Raw genomic sequence first — 17,028 nt, 5'->3', positions numbered from 1 at the left:
GTGCCCCCTTCGTCGGTGATTTGTTGTTTAGTCGCTAGAAATCATATGACGGGGTATGGGCCGTGTTCCGCTATGCGGTTGTCAATTTGCGAAAGAAATTATGCGTCACCTTCGTGTTTTTCCGTGGTTTGGAAAAATGGGATGATCTCCAATCGCGGAAAAAGCAGTCGCCGATTGCTGTCCAGCCGATTGCTGCTCAGCAGAACGCTGCTAAACAAGACGACATTCCGCAGAATGGCGTTCAGAATTCCAGCACTGGAATGAAGACGGATTACAAGGCGCCTGTTAGTTATGTTTACGCTTCTGGCAGCGCTGCGTCTGTTGGACATGCGGGCAGCGCTCCTGCTGTGAAGAAAGAATCAGTGAATGCTAGGAAGTCCGGTTCTGGAGTGAAAGGCAAAAAGGAGCCGAACGCTATTGGATATGGCACCTATGACCAGATGCCTTGCCGTATCGACATCTATGCCAACTACATCAAGATTACCCATACCTCGATGTATTCCGGAAGGCGCGATTTAGATAAATATAAATCCGTAGTTAAATCGGGTAAAACATCTGACTTGGACAAGGCGTTTAATAGGCCTTATGCTGTAAATACGATCAATATTCCAGCAAACGCGCTCACTAATTGGCTTCGCATGCCCGGCATCACCAATAGCCCCGAATTTACGTTCGACCGAAAGGATCGCCAGCTGCACACTCGCGTGCAACACACGATTCAGGTTTTTTCGCCGGGTTTCGATGAGGTACTCGAAGATTTTGCAGACTCTCATTTCCATTACTGATGAGGACAGAGGGTAATACTCACGTGCCCGTCGGGGAGGACTCCGATTGGCGAGACGACAGTTTGGATGATCAATGCCAACGTTAAACTTGGGAAATATGTTTGGAAGTTCCAATAACGATAGGAATCGTAGTGGGGGTTCTCAACAACAGGGCTCCAATGCTCAGCGAGCAGGTGGGCAACTTCACGATGTTGAGCGGCTGGTTATGGGGGGCCGTGAGGCTATTGCCAATAGCGCCGAGGCGCAGCGCCAGCGACGCCGCCTTGCCGAGAGCATGGCTAGGAAAGATGCGGTGTACGGAACCGTCATCGACCAAGGATACGGAACGTACGATGGAAGGCCCTGTTCGATTAGATTGTACGAAAACCGCATTGAGATTGTTGCGAAACGCGAAGGCTCGACTCTGGATAACCATCCGGTGGTCAAGTCGCTTATCCCCGGCCTTGGCAAAAGCAAGGCTGTTGCGGGAAGGATTCTTGCTCCGGGTAATTCAAACCCGCCAATCGTCATCCCCGCCAATGCCATGACGGGTTTTCAGCAAGTGGCATGGGGGATGTTCCCGACGTTTGTATTCATGCGAAGGGATCCTGTGACGAGGAAGCGAGAGTCCCACACGATTAAAGCTATGACTAGAGAGCTTGGCTATTCGTTAGAGCGTTTTGGCGCTATGCATTACCACTTCTGATGATTTGTGAGGATATAGACAATGGGTATGGGGGAACGAGATTCTGAGGGCCTGTCGGCGCAGGAGCGACTCGAACAGCTTCGCGCTCAGAGGATGGCACCGAAAGACCCCGGGGTACATATCGAATCGGACGCAGCAAATGGACGTCTGGACATCAACTGGAATAGTGCCGGTGCACCAAAGCGCCATGTGAGTATTAATTTATCGCGCATTGTAGATGCTATTCCGACCGTCATTCGTTTTCTTCCGGTGCGTATTATTACGGTGTGGGGTCTTTGCTCGGTCTGGTATCGTCTGTTCCTAAATACAGGTGGAGACGATATTTTGCATACGGGTCTCCCTGCTCCTGGATATAGCGCTTTTAACCCATTCGCTCAAGCAGCCGTTATTTTCGGTGGCCTAATTGTCGTTTCGATTGAGTTATTAATTGGACCGCTGAGTCTGATTATCAAACAGCTGATCATTGGTCTTTTCTATTTGCTACGCGGTTCAGCTGCTACAAGGCGCGCATTATCGGATGCGCATGCTCAATTTAACTTTGGTCAGTTTATCGCTGACACGCGCGAAGGCTATCACAATGGCTATTCACTATTGGGGTCGGCGTTGCGCGCAAAACGTGGTGCGCGCAACGGCTCATCTTCTCTTGATTACGGCGAGGGTGCCTTGACGGGCGTAGATCCATATTCATATCAATATGATGATGGAATTGGTGATCGTCCGTCTGTCTTGGAACTGACTGATGAAGAGGCCGATCGCTTGTGGGACCTGTACTACCCGGCCTACGGCGCCGAGGGTCCCATGTCCAACCTGCACGAGGCGCTCGCCGCGGGCGACCCGCAGGACTACACGGCCCTGATGGGCCTCGCCCTCAACGCGGCGGAGTGGTGCGAGCAAAACGGCACGCCCGACACGCACGGCTGGTTCGACGACCCCGCCTACCCGGGCGACTACGTCGACGCCGGCACGTTCTACCTCATGGCGTACTCGTTCTGGGAGCGGGCGGCCGAGGCGCGGCGCGTGGGGCCAATCGAGCCGCTCGCGGACGACATGAGCCGCTTCATCCTGCGCCACCTGAGCGACTGGTCGCGCGAGAACGCCCACGCCTACCGCTGGCGCGGCGACTGGCGCGACGCTGACTACTTCGACAAGGACCGCCTGTAGGCGGCGGAGGGGAAACACGGATGGCAATTAATCAGAACGGGTCTGGTCGCGGGGGCACTGGGTCTAACGGATCGGATATCAACGATATCGTGAATCGCTTGGGCGGTCTGCGCGTAGTGGTTGTCCTTGCCGTGGTGGTAATCATTGCCATTGTGGCGGTCACGTCCATCACAAGCGGCATCTCCGACACCAATCGGCAGACCGAGCAGCGTGCCGAGGCCAAACAACAGCAAGAAGACGAGGCGGCGCGCGCTCAGCGTAAAAAGGAAAAAGAAGAGCGCCATCAGGAAGAAGCGAAAAAGGCCACAGTGCTCACGCTCGATGAAATTACGGACGAGGCGCTGCGCTCGGACTTAGCGCTCGATGCAGATGAGGACGGGCATATTTCGCAAGAGACTGCGGATGAAGCTAGATCAATCGACGTCGAGTCATTTGATTCGCTTTCGCTGCTGGCCAACTTTCACAACATCACGACGTTTGGCATCGGCGACTACGACAGCGAAAGCTACGACATAAGCTCCATTAGCAATATCACTCATCTGTCCATTGGCGACTGCTCGGTGCCTCAGGTTGATCTCACACGTTTTCCTCAGCTACAGCGCGTTACCATAAACAGGCTCGAGAGCCCCGTCGATACCTTGAATGCCAAAAACATGTCCTCGTTGACGAACGTCCAGATCGAAGGCCTTGATGGCAGTATCGGGACACTTGACCTGTCGGGTGATGTGAACCTCGAGGTTCTGAAGATCAGTAGCAGAGTCGAAACGCTCAATCTGTGCGGGGCAGGCAGGGAAGATGCCTTCCATTTCACTTTTACACCCAATTGTGTTGGCAAGATCTTGTACGACAGCGACACGAGCAGCAGCCTGGTCGAGTATTTGCAAAAAATGAGCAGTGACTACGGCTACACCATGGAGCAGCAGTAGTGATGCGCTCAAGTGAGGAGATGCGATATGGCGAATTTTAAGCCCGACATGTCTTGGCGGGATGACGAACGGGTTCAGCGTGTGACCGTGCAGCCTTCGGGCGGGGCTCATGAGCAGGCTGCCGAGACACCGGATGTGCGGGTGAATATGCGTCCGAACGGGCGGGCAACCGAACAGTCTGCTGGGCAGGCGCAGCAGACGCCGGGGCGTTCGACAAGTCGGATCCCTCGCCCTGCCGGCCAGCCGAATGGACAGGCAGCTGAGCGTGCTAATGAAGCCGTCTCTCGCTTGGGCGGCGTTCGCGCCCTGGTAGTGCTTGCGGCGGTTGTGGCCATAGGCGCGGTTGCCGCTTTCGCCGTGATTGGCGGCGTCGGTGATGTGCAGGGCGGCGGGGGAGCCTCGTCGAGCGCCTCTAAAGAGTTGAGCTCAACTGACGCCTCTGGCTCCGAGACCAAGAAAGAAAAAGGTCTCGTCGATGTTGATGCGATCTCGGATGATACGCTGCACGGGTTGCTTGCCGACTACGATAACGATGACGATGGCCAGTTGACCGCCAAGGAGACCCAGAGCATCACGGAGCTGGTCGTGAGTGATGAGGTGACGGATTTCACGCCCATTAGCAAACTGGACAAGCTCGATACGCTCGGCATCAATACCCTGAGCGCCAAGAGTGCAGACTTTAGCGAGCTCGAGGCACTCGAGGTGCTCAAGTTTGGCGACATGACGACCCAGGACCTCGACCTGAGCGTCTGCCCCAAGCTTAATTCCTTTAAGATCGAGGGCCTTAAGGGTGCTGTCAATTCCATCAACGCCTCGGGTCTTAAGAACCTGATGTTCTTTACCGTTGACCAAGGGCTTCAGGGCGACGTCGAGAAGATTGATCTTTCGAACGATGACATTCTTGGCGCACTCGAGATTACCTGCAATGTCGGTGAGCTCAACCTGTCGGGTTGCAGCCACTCGTTCCCCAAGCTCAACATTGCCGCTGATCACATCGACAAGATCGTGGTCGACAGCAACACCAATGCCGACCTGGCGGCCACCCTGCGCGACCTCTGCACCCAGAAGGGCTGGACGCTGGAGGAGCGGTGACGAATACGATGGATGCGCGCCGCCATGGTTCGAGGTGGCATTCAGCACAATGGTCGACGATGGATTATGTCTGTGGAGGTGGCTCAGATGGAAGATATGCCCAGCAAAGAATACGATGTCTTTTTTAGCTATGAGACTTCGACTTCTTCCGAGCTTGTGCGCAAGCTGGCCGAGGTGCTTGAAGGGCATGGCTTAAAATGCTGGTATGCTAAGAACAATATAACGATTGGAAAATGGAGAAAGCAGATTTATGAGGCGCTGGACAGTTGTCGCGTCTTTATCTTGCTGCTGAACAGGGCGGCGTCATTGTCTGATGAGGTTGATGATGAAATCGAAAATGCTATCGTTCTGAACCGCAAGGGCGATCTCGAGCTCCTTCCCATTCGTTGTGATAACGAGATTGAGCCGAGTCTGGACCGGCATTTGCTGCGCTATCAGCAGCTTGATTGGACTTCTGGCGTTAACGAGCAAGCTATCTCGCAACTGTTTGAGTATCTAAAGGGTGTCTTGCCTGATCGTTTTGACGATTCCGGCAATGTGGTCCAAACCGCACGAACGGCAAATAAGTATTATGAACTGTACGGTGACGAAAGCGATCAAGAAGCAAAGTGGCTTCATGTCCAGCAAGAGATGCTTCGCAGCTATGACGCCCCTGTCTTCCAGAAGATATTCAATGATATAGAATGCCATAGCGTTCTCGATCTCGGCACGAATGATGGTTTCCAGCTTGTTGATCGCTTGGCTTCGTGTGGTTCGCTTGAGTTTGCGTTGGGTATTGATGTAAATCCCAATGCGATTCGCATGGCTTCGGAAGCGTATGTCGACGACCCTCGTTATTTGTTCGAAGAAGCCGATTGCGAAGCGGCTTCGTTTTCCGATTACCTTGAAAGCCGTCTTGCGCAGGCGGGGAAGAAAGGATTTGACCTCGTAATCCTGTCAATGGTGCTTCTCCATTTAAAAAACCCGTTTAAGCTGCTTCGTGTTGTGCGTAAACACATGAATCGCGGAGGCTATATCTTCATCCGGGATATCGACGATGGATTTAATATCGCCTATCCGGACGATGAGGGCTACTTTGCGCGGCTGAACAGGCTTTGTGGGGAGATTGCGACGACTGGTTTCCGTTTTAGTGGAAGGCAGCTGCTTGAAAAGCTAACGAGGGCTGGGTTCAAGGACATTTCATTTGAGGGCAGTGGCATTTCGACTGTGGGGATGGACCAGGATCAGCGTTCGGCTTTGCTGTCGGCTTCTTTTGGATGGCTCGGGGGAGATTTAAGGCTTCGCGCCAAGAACAATCCCGATAACGATGAGTATCAACAAGATGCTGATTGGTTCGAGGAGACATACGATGAAATTGAGGAACGTTTTCTAGATGTCGGTTTCTTCTATCATGAGGGATATGTCATCTATACTGCACGAAAGTAGTTCACTGAATAAAAGAGCGGGGGCTCGGTTTTGAACTGCCTCCCATTTCTTGGACACGAGAAATGGGAGGCTTTTTATGCGTGTCGACTTGAGAGTGAAACACGACATCGAGGCCAGGAAGGCGGCGATCGGGCTCTTCGAGCGAGGGCACGGCTCCGAGTCGGCGGCGAAGGCGCTGTCGGTCCCGCGCAACACCGTGAGACAATGGCTCTACGTATACCGGTCGTTCGGAAGCGAGGTGCTGCTATCCATGGACGGCAAGCAGACCAGGTACACATACGAGCAGAAGGTCGCCGCCGCCTCGGCCGTGGTCGACGGCGGCATGGGCAAGCAGGACGCCATGAAGGCGTTCGGGGTCATGTCCCTGGCGCCGCTCAAGAGATGGTGCGCGCTCTACCGCGAGGGCGGCGCCGAGGCGCTCAGGCCCAAGCCCAGGGGCAGGCCGAAGGGGTCCGGCCCCAAGTCGCGCGGGCGCACCCGCGAGCAGGAGCTCGAGGAGCGCTGCCGAAGGCTCGAGACCGAGGTGGCCTACCTAAAAAAATTGCGTGCCCTGGTCGAGAGGGACGGGCTCTGACCAGGGCGAAGGTCGAGGACGTGAGCGCCCTGCGCGCGGAGGGGTGCAAGCTGGGGAGCCTGCTGGAATGCGCCGGCCTGGCCCGGTCCAGCTACTATTACGCGCTGTCGCACCCGGCCAGGCCGACGCGCCCGGAGCTGCGGGACGCGGTGGCGGAGATCTTCTCGCGCACGGCCAACGGGTGCGGCCACCGCCAGGTCGCCATGTGCCTGCGCGCCGAGCTGGGCGCGCGCATAGCCAACAAGACCGTGCTCAAGATGATGCGGGAGATGGGGGTCCGCTGCGGCATCCGCCGCGAGACCGACTACCATAGGTACAACTCGTACAGGGGGGTCGTGGGCGAGACGTTCGAGAACGTCATCGGGCGCGACTTCGCCTCCGACGGGCCGTGGCAGAAGATGGGCACCGACGTCACCGAGTTCAAGCAGCCCTGGGGCAAGGCCTACTTCGCGCCGGTGTACGACTTCGGCAGCAAGGAGATAGTCGCGTGGTCGACGTCGACCAGCCCGGACATGGCGCAGCAGGCCGAGCTGCTCGACCAGCTGCTGGCGAAGATGCCCGAGGGCGCGACGCCGGTGCTCCACAGCGACATGGGCTGGCAGTACCAGCACGCCGCATGGTGCGGGAGGCTGAAGGACGCCGGGATCGTCCAGAGCATGTCCAGAAAGGGCAACTGCATCGACAACGGCGCCACCGAGCAGGTCTTCGGCCACATGAAGGACGAGTTCTTCCGGGGAAGGACATGGCCCGACTTCGAGTCCTTCAAGGTGGACCTGGACGCGTACGTCGCCCATTGGAACACGAGGCGAAGGCAGGTTAAACTGAAGGGGCTGACCCTGGAGGAGTTCCGGAACCAGCCCCTTGCGGCGTAGTTCTTATTTAAGCCGTCCAAGTTTTGGGGTGCAGTTCATTTTGAACCGAGCCCCCGCTTTGTCTATTTCTGAACAGCAGCTGTCTTTTCTTTTTCCTCCTTGAGTAGCTCACCAAGCTGCTTGCCACTCTTGGTCTTCCAGTCAGCCATGCCACTACTGCAGCGACCGATAACAAACGCAGATGCAGCAGAGGGGGTTGGGAATACCAGTTTTTCGGTTAGGATGTTGTCCTCATTGATGAGGTGCTGGTATTTTTGACGGCTTTCATATGTGGGCTTGCGGGCAGATGCGGTGGTGCCTTCAGCAATTTTTGAGCCGTTCATTACAATGAAGCCATCGCTTGTGAAATACCCGATTGCATCGGATCCACGACCGTACGTATGAAGCTCGATTTCCGATATGTCTTGTGGGGCGCTGATCTTAACGGGGACATCTTCGATTTCTTCAGCGGCGTCTTCTCGCATATGATCGATGGCAGCTTTGACCTTATTGGCAAGCCATTGAACAATACAGTCTCTAACAAAGAAATAATCAGGACCTTGGGCTTCGTTCTTGAGCAAGTCGATCAGTTTTGGCAATATGCCCTCGACGCCATTGACCTCTTTGATTTGTGTCCAAGTTTCACAAGCATTTTTGTAGGCGGCTTCAGAATCCTCTTCATTATCAAAATGCAGGTTGGATTTATCACTCAGCTTGTCTGCAACGGTTTTTTGGGCAGCCCAAAAAACCGGAACGCAAAGGCTTCCGTGGTGTTTTTCACTATCGTTTCGAGTGTCAATTTGATTCGCGCAAAACGTGTTGAATTCATATCGGCAAGGACCGCTTGTAAGGTATGCATCTGTAATAAATGCTAGGAGGATATCGCTTTTGGACAGGTCTTCATCGATCTTCTCTGGCCAGTTATCGCCGATACTGATTGAATTTAAGTCGATCACTTTTTTCACTCGGTATTCGGTGTCCTTGAGAAGATCATTGTTAAGCTTGTCCATTGTTCGGTTAACAATATCTAGGAGATGATTGAATAGATTGTCGTTGCGTCTGTAGCTAATAAACACCTTTACCAGGGTGTTGCCATTTTCATCTTTTTCAACTCCTAGTATGGACTGCTGCTGGTTCATGGGTCCCTCCGTTTTGCCGATTGCTGTTATTTGACGATGCTGCCCTTGGCGATGCGGGCTGAGAGGGCGACGATGATTCGGTCGTAGGCGTAGACGTCTTTGCCTAGCAGGAATCCGCGAGCGCCGAGTACGTTGTTGTTGGGCGTCATGTAGGCGTGACGCATGAGGGTCTCAGATTTATTCGTGCCTTCGGGCTTGTCTTTGGGCTCCTCCTCTTTAAAGAGAAGATTGACATTATGTGCGCGCCTGCGCTGATCCCTCTCGTCCTCTCTGGTGCCGTGCCCCAGCTCGGTCATGCCTATTGCCTGACAGTAAGCGAGCCAACGCTCGTGCTCTATATCACCCAATAGACAAATATTTTTAATTCTTCTGCGATAATTGGCTTCGTTGTTGGCAAATGCCTCCAATGTGTTGCCAGCCAATTTATCTTCAATTAGGTATTGTCTTACCAGATGACCATTGTCTAGGCCTTCGCTTCTCCCGCCTTCTAGTTTCGCCAGATAGTCGTTTTCGAGCGTATCGATGGTTTCCGATAGACCAACCGACCAAAAGCGACTTGGAAGATACGCGGCCGCCGCACGACTGCTGCGTTTGTTCCACTCGCTCTTGTTGAATTTGTCGCGCGCCGTATCGTCTGGCATGGAGGCATCATAGCTGACGGTGGCATGGTCATAGTTGCACATCTCATATACCGCATTGAGCTGTATAGCGCGCTGTTCAAGCTTATTGTTGAGGAGATTGTTGTAGGTAAAGAAAGCTTTGCGAGAACCGAAGGGATGCATGATTCCGACGATGGGGTCCTTTTCCTTTTCGGAACTTGCTGCGGTCATGGCGAGCTTTCTTAAGGCTTTAAGAATCTCTTCGCTTTCGATATGAGGACAAATTACGGGGCGTTGCTTCATGTAGTTTGGAGTGCCATGCTCGACAAAGCGGTTGAAAATCTGCCGTTGCAACATAAGGGAGCATGAGAGGTTCTGGCTGCAGTTGCCCGTGGTTACAAAGGCATAAACGAATGCGTTATCGGGCAGCAGGACACAACTGTCATCACATGCCACGCGCTTGCTCTGAAGGTCGTAGTGCAGAGCTGCGACGCTGTTGCCTGCCATAAGGCGGTCAAGCGTGATTGAGGGGGCGCTGGCCTCGACAAAACGCACTGTAGGTGCCCCGTCTTTGATCTCTCCGAGCATTTCGGGATATCGTGCCGCCTCGCGCTCGACGATTTCGTGGGCATTAGGGTCGACGATCACAATGCTGAGCTTTACCTGTGGCAGACGGCCCATCCAGTATGCGGTGCGTGCCGCCTGCATACCGTAATCTCCTGCGCCAATTACGAGCACTGTGAGGTTTTGGAGCTTGGTGCTGTCGTCGCGGGTGATGTCGACAGGAGCAAGCCATCTGAAAAGGGGTGCCTCGTCCAGAACGTTGTAGATTTCGTTTTGCGTACGAGAAACCAGGTGCAGATTGACGTTTTTTGGATAGGGCTTGATGGCATCAAAAACTCTCGGGTCGTCGGGGTTGCTGTGAAGACAATGCAGCGTAATCTTGGGCGCGCAGCCGGCTTGAGGATCCTTGTGCGTCGCTTCGAGCATGTCGATCGTTGCGCTGACATTGTGTTCGGTTTCTTCGCTCGTTGCGACGACGTCAACTGCGACCAGATGCTTAACTGCATCGCGCAGCGATGTAATCGTTGTGAGCACATCGGCTGCTTCGGAGTCGGTGAACACATAGCGCACATAGCCCTGGCACAGATTGCGCAGTACGCGCTGACGTTCGCTGTCTTCGTCGCTGCCTAGACAAAAGATGAGGGCGATGTCGCCGTTGCCATTCGCGTTATTGAGCGTTCCGTCCTTGATGTTGTTTACGATATCACGCGCGAGCAACTCGGTGTTGGCATCGACGCTCTCAAAGATAATTGCATGGTCGGCATACTTGAGATGACGCTTGATAACGCTGCCCGAGAGACGCGTGGCAACAGCGTTGAAGGCAAATAGGCCAATTTCAACGGGAAGGGCGATGATGTATGCAAGTGTGAGCAGCGAATAGAGCAGGTTGAATACCTGGCCGGTAACGCTGCCGCCAAGGGGAATAGCGCTATAGACGGTTGACGTCACATCGGTGAGGCCGGTCTGGATGGTCGTTGTCCATCCCACGGCAAAGAAATTGGTGATGACCCAGCTAATAAAGTTGAAGGCTCCCGGCTCCCAGCCCTCGCCAAGATCCGAAGAAAAGCACTGCGCCCAGGTAACGGGGGCAAATAGGCAAAAAGCGCCAAGAGCAAGAATTCCAAAGGCGACGATGCGACGGTTGGAATTGATCTCGAAGCCAAAGAGTTTGTGCTGATAGTTGTGCCGTTCCAAGTGTATGGAATAGCAGAGTGCGACGAGAGCGACGAGGAATGCCGCGAACCAACAGATTGGAGAAATCAAAGTAGGTACCTCCTGTGAGTATAGAGATGAACGGATAACGTGAACTGGGTCTGTTGCCGCCTACGTAAGCATGCGGTCTCTCAGTTCGGCCGCCTCGTTAATCTCGACATTGGTGCGGCCTTGGAGATCTTCGGTGCGCTTGCTGGTGAGCTTGCCGTCCTTTAGTCCGTAGGTGGTGTACTGAACGATTGCGCCGGTGGTTTCGGCTGCCTGACGTAGGGGCTCGTAGGTGTCGGTTTGTTCGCACCATGCATAGAAATCATCAACGGTGGCGTTGGGATTGCCGCTAAAGAGTCGATACCATTCGCGTCCAAAGCTGCCAAGGACCGAGAACGTCTTTTTCTCGACAAGCTTGTCGCCCTTGTATTTGTAGTCCAGCGTGAGGTCCACCAGATAGGCGGCTCCCGTTTCAAAGGCGTTCTCATTGCTCTGATGACCGATGACCTCGGCCTCCGGGTAGTACTTGTCAATAAACTCGGCGGCATCGCCTTCGTAATCGGCAACGATGCGCACACTCTGCACTTTGCCCCGCTTGTACGTGTAGTGCAGGATGCGCAGCAGTCGCTCCTGCCAAAACGCATAGGAAAACAGGTGGTCGACAAAGTGCGGGTTCTCAAGCCGATTGGCCCGATTCATCCAAACGGTTTGAAACAGTTGGTAGTCGGCTTGCGGCTCGTCCGTGACCTCGCGGAACCACTGTACGGCGAGGTCGGCGGGGATATAGAACGATAGTCGCTCCTGCGGAGTACCGCTCTTGGTCGTTTTGGCGCGCAGGGGAATCTCGACCTCGTAGCCAGAACCGTCGTCCGTTCCGCAGTTTAAAACGGGCGGTAGCATAAACTGGCAGGGGCCCTCGTCGCATACGCGCATCGGCTGGGGGCTAACAGGTTGCCCGTCAAACTCCATCTCGATGTCTGTGTCGTCTTCTTCGTCCTCGTCATCATCTTCGATGCCAAGGTCGTAGCCGGTGTAGTAGTCATCCAGGTGTCGCTCGTTTACATTTCGCCCGTTTACGACGTCAAAGACGGTAACACCCGTCATGCGGTCGCAATACTTTGCGACTTCAAAGAGGTTGCAGCTCTCCTCGGGCGTAAAGTTATCCATGCGGTGCTGGAACTCGGTAACGCATTCATCGGGATCATAGCCGTCCATTTCGCTGTCACCGAGCCAAAAGCTGGGATCACGATTGCTTTTGAAGTACCACCAGTACCAGACGGGGCAGAATACCGCATTTACGCCAAAAAAGACTTTCTGGATGATGTTGCCGTTGCCGTCGAACTTGTAAACGAGCGGCAAGTTAGCAACCTGATCGTTTGATGTGTCACGCGCCATGGTGTGCTCCCTGCGATGATTTGTGTTGCGCGTGCAGGCCAGATTCGATGCATCTGACCTGCACGCGCCTGTTACTTCGCATACTAGGCCGCCTGCGCTGCATTCTGTTGCGCAACATCGTGGACGGCGCGGTTCGATGTCCAGGGACGATGCCGCGCAACAGATACATGGCTTGGCCGTGCCAATCGCTCCCTAGTAGCGCGCCGAGCGCTGGGCGTTGCCCGGGTTGTAGCCCGCCCAGGCGGCGATGACGTCCGACTCAACGACGCTCGTTGCAATGTTGATAAAGCTGCCGCCACGGGGCAGGTCGGTGTGGAAGTCTTCGAGCAGGTTGGGCTGGAAGCTAAAGTCCTCAAAGTTGAGTGTGTTGGGGTTGTAGAGCTGACAAGTACCATCCTCGGTAGAGATCGGGCCAACCATGTAAACGGCCTTGTGCTCTACGACCTCGGTATCGTCGACGTCGATCACCTCTCCGCGATCGTGCGCGGCAGCGGCGTGCTCCATGAGCTCGAGGAATCGGTCGGCTTCGGCGCTGCAGAGTACGCAGCGCGAGAAGAGCACCGTGAGGGCATAGCCCGTCTTACGACCCAGTTTTTCTCGTAGCTCGTTAAAGCGCTGTGACTGCTCCGGGGTCATGCGCGTCTTGGACGGCGCGGTCTGTTTGAGTCCGCACGTCTTAAGGAACATCGCGTTGGCCTTGCGTAGGGCGCTCATAGCGGCAGAGTCGCTCTTTGCCGCGGAGACGTCGATGCGTCCTCCCTCGGGAATCTGCTTGTAGCGAGAGAAGCCCTTCTCGCCCTCGACGGGCATCCAGTACGTAATGATGTCATTTTCCACTACGCTAAAGCGGCACGTAAAGGGCGCGCCGATTGCCGGTGCCTCGCCGTAGAACTTTACGCGTACGGCTTGGTCGGTGTCCGCCATCCACATCATAAAGCGATGGCTATTGTTGCCGTCATGGCTCCGGAGCTTTGCAATAAGGTAGCAAACCGAGTCGCAGCGGCTCTCGAGTGCGGCACCTCTTCCGGTGGCGATGGCGCTTATGCCTTGGGCCTTGAGCTCGATGTCGCGGTGCAGCGCGTTGAGCTCTTCGGATGTCAACAGGTCTTGGCCGAGAAGCCCCGCGACAAGCGCGCCGACTTCTATGTCGGTAGTAAGGGCGGCGTCGATAACCTTGCGGTGCGCCTGGTGGCTTGCATAAGCCGGCAAAGGTTTGCGGCCTGTGGCAAATCCAAATGGGTCGCGGATCTGATCGCCGCCGCGATAGAGCGGCTCCAAAAAGAACATGTTCATGTCATTTTGCTTGCCCTGCTTTTGACCGTAGGCATCGAGGGAGTTCCAGACATGCTTTTCTGCAATGGGGTTCATCCACAGGCTGATTTTCGATTTTTCTGCCGAGGAGGTCGAGGTGTTCTTTTTGGAACTTGCGGCGGGACGAGAAGCCGGGACCTCACGATGACTGTGATAATAGTCAGTATCGATTCCTAAGGTCTCGACTAAGTCAAAAAAGTCGCCAGCTGTTTCGCCTTTCGCGAGCTCTGCCATGACCGGTTGCGATGGGTCGTCGACAAAGGAAATGCGTGTTTTTCCGTCATCGGAGACTGCCTGACAGTATCCGCATCGAAGCGCGACGTAGCCTTCCGGTTCACTGCCTCGGTCAAAGTAGGTGTCATCTTCGCAGCCGAGCGTCTCGGGGACGGGGACAGTTGGACGATCGGTGCCCGGAATCGTTATAGCAGCACCCGCTGCGTACTTGAGCTCGTCGAAATACTCAGTGTAGAGCGGAATGTTGTAATGTTGGGCTAATGCCTCGAGAACGATGGCGTTGGGCACGGAGTGCGCCACGCGATAGCGCACGGAGTTATAGCCCCATTCGACATCGGTTGCATCATCGGGGATTCCGTGGCCCACCATGGTCCTCAGGACCTCATCGGGTGAGTCAAACGTGCTATCGGGCGTGCCGCAAATCGCCTGGAGCGAGAACCCGCCAAAGCACTTGTCGAGATCATCGCGGATATATGCGCAGCAGTCATGGTTGGGAAAGACGATGCGAAACGTCATCGCACCCATGGCCTGAGACATGTAGACGTTGCCCGATGCCTGGGCATCGGACTCTGCCTGGGCATTGGACTCTGCCTGGGGCTCCTCTTGGGCGCCAAACTGGTCCTTGAGAAAGTCGAAGTACAGGGACACGTTTCCGCGCTGCGCATACGAACGCATGATGGGGTCGGTGGTGTCCTCAAAGTACTTTTGGCTTCCGTCGGGCATGGACATGGTTCCCATGCCGCAGCGGAACAGGGTGTCGGTGGCGCCGTCGAACCCCTCTGGGAAATACACCCAGCAGCTCTTGTCGACCACGTTTGCAAACGAGACGCTATCGCCCTGCGCATCGGCGATCACGGCGCCGGCGGCGATCTCATCGGCATCGGTGTACTCGTAGTAGACGGGAACGCCGATCATCTTGGAGATAGTCTTGGCAACCTCCAGCGAGGGGATGCCGTTGTATTCGTACTGGAGCGAGTTGTAGCCCCAAACGACGTTGGTGACCTCTTCGCCGTCGGACCCGCAGGTTTCCAGGGCAGCATTGGTGGCGTCGGTCGGATCCATGTGCTGGAAGTCCTCGTAATCGGGGATCACGGCAGCAAAGCAGAACTCGCCATAGTCTCGCTCCAGGGCGGCTTTGGCCTGCATGCAGATATCGTGGTTGGGAAACACGATGCGATTGACAATCTGGTTGATCGAGATCCCTCGGTCGGTATCTTGAAGCAGATGCTCAAAAATCTCGTCCATCGTTCCTTCTTTCGTATGCGGTGGAAGCCAACGATCCCGGGTTTTAGGGCTCGTGGCTTTGCTAACCCGAACGCTACTGCCCCGATGGGCGAGAACGTTGCGCAACATCCGCGAGTGCGCAAATTGCAATGCGGAACGGTCTGTGCTGGGGCGTTTTGAGAGCGGGTCCGTCTCGCTCTCGGCAATGTTGCGCAACGCTTGCTTGGCATGGATTTCTACACTTGAGTTGTCCAAAAGGGATTCGGTTCTTGAATGAGGGATGAACGATGAGCGGGAACTCCTATTACGATGACGATATGTCTGAAGAGGACTACGAGCGGGTCATGGAGCATATGTACGAGCTTGAGTGCGAGCTCGAGGAGCCTCATGACGCTCGCACCGACCAGTTGATTCGCGAGGAGCTCGAGCAGCTTTCGAGTGCCATGTTGTTTGAGCCGGTGGTCAAAAACGGTGAGTACCTTGGTGAGCGCGACCATGTGCCCGGGTATTGGACGGATCGTCGCGATTTGGAGTCCGAGTCTTCAGACGCTTCGAGCGATGCCGACGAGGTAGAGAAGGATGAGCCGTTTGATTTGATTGGCTATCAGGGTTCTTCTTCGGGTGGCTCGGTGCTCGACATGTTTACTCCCATTTTAAGGAGTCGCGTGTTCTGGATCTTCATCGCGTTTCTGGTGTTTATCGGCATGCTCGACATGTTCTACGACAGCTTTATTGTTCCTTCGGGCTTCGCTATTAGCCGCATCAATTTCCAGGGCTTGGTGCTGCTGGCGATTGTCGTTGTATACATTGCCCTGAGGCGTCGTCGCCGTTAACGGCGGTATTGACGCAGCTTCCGATGTTGCGCAACAAAGTGTTGGGACAGCGCCGTATGCTCGGGTTGTCCTGAAAGCGAGAGAAAGGACAGGACAATGGCTGAAGTTGAAGTAAGGGCTTTGGGTCCCGACGACGTCGACGATATGGTCGATCTGGACGAGCAGTCGGGCTACGAGGTCTATGACGCGTGGGCGGACTATGTTGAGGACGAGGACGAGGAGAACTGTTACCTCTGGGGCGTCTTTGCCGATGATGAGCTGGTCGGTTTTTGCGTAACGGGCGGTGCAGATGACCCCGACCTGCCGGATGCCGTTACGGAGCACCCGCTCAACGAGTACACGTCGACGTTTTTGAGCCATGTGTATGTTGACCCCGACTACCGCGGTAACGGCTATGGCGCGCGCCTGGTGCACGACGCCCTGTTGGGATACTGGGAGAGCGAGGGCGAACAGCAGCCTACATTCCTGGATCTGAGCGGATATCTCTTTGACGATCCTGATGCGGATCCGATTAAGCTCGCGCATCTGCTCATCGACTTCTTTGGCAAGAACGGGTTTGAGCCCATTCCCGACGATGACCACGACATTACCTACACCTGCATGGTCTTGGATCCCAAGAACTTTAAGGACCCGGACGCAGAGTAGAGGCTGCGATCTGTTGGTTCAGCTTCCCTAGTTGGTGTTTGACGGGGCCGGACGTTCCAGTTGAGATGGCTGGACGTCCGGTCCTTTTTGTTGCCTGTCGGGTTTGGTGATCGGCACGTTTATCTCGATCTGTAACATCTGGCGGGGGATACGGGGTCTAGTTGTTACAGATTGAGATTGTTCCTCGGCAGACAACTCAACTGTCTCAATCTGTAACATCTGGGGCCGGTTTTGCTCCGCAACTGTTACAGATCGAGATGTTGTCTTCAGACGGGGTGACGCATAATTTCTTTCGCAAATTGACAACCGCATAGCGGAACACGGCCCATACCCCGTCATATGATTTCTAGCGACTAAACAACAAATCACCGACGAAGGGGGCACG

General features: G+C 54.9%; 14 protein-coding genes. 10 read left to right on the top strand and 4 right to left on the bottom strand.

All coding sequences use genetic code 11. The features are described from left to right. Window positions 1–62 precede the first annotated feature (62 nt). The 8 genes from ACTQ0H_RS08780 to ACTQ0H_RS08745 all read left to right on the top strand — a co-directional run bounded on the left by ACTQ0H_RS08780 (window position 63) and on the right by ACTQ0H_RS08745 (window position 7,520). The gene (locus ACTQ0H_RS08780; protein ID WP_441548069.1) at window positions 63–785 is read left to right on the top strand and encodes a hypothetical protein; all 723 of its coding nucleotides are present in this window, start codon (window positions 63–65) and stop codon (window positions 783–785) included. A gap of 274 nt (window positions 786–1,059) precedes the next feature. Then, complete coding sequence (locus tag ACTQ0H_RS08775; protein ID WP_441056859.1) at window positions 1,060–1,470, top strand: hypothetical protein; 411 nt, start codon at window positions 1,060–1,062, stop codon at window positions 1,468–1,470. A 93-nt stretch (window positions 1,471–1,563) separates the two neighbouring features. Next, complete coding sequence (locus tag ACTQ0H_RS08770; protein ID WP_441548068.1) at window positions 1,564–2,631, top strand: hypothetical protein; 1,068 nt, start codon at window positions 1,564–1,566, stop codon at window positions 2,629–2,631. A gap of 20 nt (window positions 2,632–2,651) precedes the next feature. After that, window positions 2,652–3,557, top strand: coding sequence for a hypothetical protein (locus ACTQ0H_RS08765; RefSeq protein ID WP_441538818.1), 906 nt, complete (start codon window positions 2,652–2,654; stop codon window positions 3,555–3,557). Window positions 3,558–3,584: 27 nt separating this feature from the next. After that, window positions 3,585–4,649, top strand: coding sequence for a hypothetical protein (locus tag ACTQ0H_RS08760; RefSeq protein ID WP_441538820.1), 1,065 nt, complete (start codon window positions 3,585–3,587; stop codon window positions 4,647–4,649). Between the two features lie 87 nt (window positions 4,650–4,736). Beyond that, window positions 4,737–6,074 carry a TIR domain-containing protein gene (locus tag ACTQ0H_RS08755; RefSeq protein ID WP_441538822.1) on the top strand — a complete coding sequence of 446 codons (1,338 nt, stop codon included), beginning with the start codon at window positions 4,737–4,739 and terminating at the stop codon, window positions 6,072–6,074. 76 nt (window positions 6,075–6,150) lie between these two features. Beyond that, window positions 6,151–6,648 carry a transposase gene (locus ACTQ0H_RS08750; protein WP_441548067.1) on the top strand — a complete coding sequence of 166 codons (498 nt, stop codon included), beginning with the start codon at window positions 6,151–6,153 and terminating at the stop codon, window positions 6,646–6,648. A 20-nt stretch (window positions 6,649–6,668) separates the two neighbouring features. Continuing rightward, window positions 6,669–7,520, top strand: coding sequence for an IS3 family transposase (locus ACTQ0H_RS08745; protein WP_441548066.1), 852 nt, complete (start codon window positions 6,669–6,671; stop codon window positions 7,518–7,520). A 62-nt stretch (window positions 7,521–7,582) separates the two neighbouring features. Here ACTQ0H_RS08745 and ACTQ0H_RS08740 read toward each other — a convergent pair whose 3' ends face one another. From ACTQ0H_RS08740 to ACTQ0H_RS08725, 4 genes are all read right to left on the bottom strand, one after another. Then, a complete protein-coding gene (locus ACTQ0H_RS08740; RefSeq protein WP_441538825.1) occupies window positions 7,583–8,638 on the bottom strand; it encodes a TIR domain-containing protein in 1,056 nt (351 codons plus the stop codon). A 26-nt stretch (window positions 8,639–8,664) separates the two neighbouring features. Next, complete coding sequence (locus ACTQ0H_RS08735; RefSeq protein WP_441538827.1) at window positions 8,665–11,064, bottom strand: hypothetical protein; 2,400 nt, start codon at window positions 11,062–11,064, stop codon at window positions 8,665–8,667. 60 nt (window positions 11,065–11,124) lie between these two features. After that, the gene (locus ACTQ0H_RS08730) at window positions 11,125–12,396 is read right to left on the bottom strand and encodes a hypothetical protein (RefSeq protein ID WP_441538828.1); all 1,272 of its coding nucleotides are present in this window, start codon (window positions 12,394–12,396) and stop codon (window positions 11,125–11,127) included. Between the two features lie 192 nt (window positions 12,397–12,588). Beyond that, the gene (locus tag ACTQ0H_RS08725; protein WP_441538830.1) at window positions 12,589–15,186 is read right to left on the bottom strand and encodes a hypothetical protein; all 2,598 of its coding nucleotides are present in this window, start codon (window positions 15,184–15,186) and stop codon (window positions 12,589–12,591) included. 266 nt (window positions 15,187–15,452) lie between these two features. Here ACTQ0H_RS08725 and ACTQ0H_RS08720 point away from each other — a divergent pair, with 266 nt between their 5' ends. Beyond that, window positions 15,453–15,998 (top strand): hypothetical protein, encoded by a 546-nt coding sequence (locus ACTQ0H_RS08720; RefSeq protein WP_441538832.1) that lies wholly within the window; start codon window positions 15,453–15,455, stop codon window positions 15,996–15,998. A gap of 96 nt (window positions 15,999–16,094) precedes the next feature. Continuing rightward, complete coding sequence (locus ACTQ0H_RS08715) at window positions 16,095–16,643, top strand: GNAT family N-acetyltransferase (protein ID WP_441538834.1); 549 nt, start codon at window positions 16,095–16,097, stop codon at window positions 16,641–16,643. Window positions 16,644–17,028: the final 385 nt, after the last annotated feature.

The organism is Collinsella sp. LCP21S3_A3 (genome assembly GCF_052118905.1).
In the GTDB taxonomy this organism is placed as follows: domain Bacteria; phylum Actinomycetota; class Coriobacteriia; order Coriobacteriales; family Coriobacteriaceae; genus Collinsella.
This window is presented reverse-complemented; position numbering and strand designations above follow the sequence as displayed.